This window comes from Vibrio sp. YT-18 (assembly GCF_033337345.1).
GTDB lineage: Bacteria > Pseudomonadota > Gammaproteobacteria > Enterobacterales > Vibrionaceae > Vibrio > Vibrio alginolyticus.
In genome coordinates this window covers 1-1,110 of record NZ_JAWOQO010000218.1, presented here as the reverse complement: position 1 = coordinate 1,110, position 1,110 = coordinate 1, and the positions used below count along the sequence as shown (strand labels likewise).

The following is a 1,110-nucleotide window of genomic DNA, read 5'->3' as shown; positions in this document are numbered from 1 at the left end:
CAATAATTGTTTGTGGTCTAATTAATGGTGTGGAGATTTGCGCTTTTTGTAATGCAAATTACCGACTGAAAAGTAAGTTATTGGATTTTTTAACAGCAAAAGATAGACAAAAACGCCTCAAATGATAGGATCTTCCGCTTTCACGGAATGTAAAACGTATCGTGTTCGAACGATTTTTTGTTTGGTACGGAAAAAATAATACAAAAATAGAGAGGAACGATGACAAAGGGTATAGATAAGTACAGTATTGACAGTACCGACTATACGGTAGGTCAAGACAACGTTCAAAAGTGGGGCTTTGACGTTCATAACCCAGTTTTTGGTATTAGTGCAGGCTTTATTGCACTGTTTCTTGTCGCAGCATTAGTTCTAGATGCTCATACCGCGAAGACAGCATTGGATGGGCTTAAGTGGAAGATCATTGGTTCATTCGACTGGCTGTTTATTATCGCTGGTAACATTTTCGTTATTTTCTGCTTAGCGTTGATTGTGTCGCCGCTCGGGAAAATACGCTTAGGCGGTAAAGATGCCGTCGCTGATTATTCATTCATGTCTTGGCTAGCGATGTTGTTCGCAGCCGGTATGGGTATTGGTTTGATGTTCTGGAGTGTGGCAGAACCAGTGGCTTACTTCACTGGTTGGTACGAAACGCCACTCGGCGTAGAAGCAAACTCACCAGAAGCCGCACGTTTGGCGCTAGGCGCGACGATGTTCCACTGGGGTCTTCACCCTTGGGCAATTTACGGCGTTGTGGCACTTTCACTTGCATTTTTCACCTACAACAAAGGTTTGCCTCTATCAATGCGTTCGATCTTTTACCCATTATTGGGCGATCGCGCTTGGGGCTGGGCTGGCCATATCGTTGATATTCTTGCAGTACTTGCCACTCTATTTGGTCTAGCGACATCACTTGGTTTGGGCGCTCAGCAGGCGGCAAGTGGTATTCACCATGTATTTGGTGTTGAACCTGGTTTAGGTTTGCAAATTGTAGTTATCACTGTGGTTACTCTGCTCGCAGTGGTTTCTGTTGTTCGCGGTATCGACGGCGGCGTAAAAGTGATCAGTAACATCAACATGGTTGTAGCGTTTTTGCTGCTTATCCTTGTTGGT

At 44.4% G+C, this 1,110-nt stretch carries 1 protein-coding gene; it reads left to right on the top strand.

What is annotated here, in order from left to right; all coding sequences use genetic code 11:
• Positions 1 to 219 precede the first annotated feature (219 nt).
• Positions 220 to 1,110: BCCT family transporter (locus R7M72_RS25540; RefSeq protein WP_318056518.1), on the top strand; the 891-nt coding region annotated here is incomplete at its 3' end.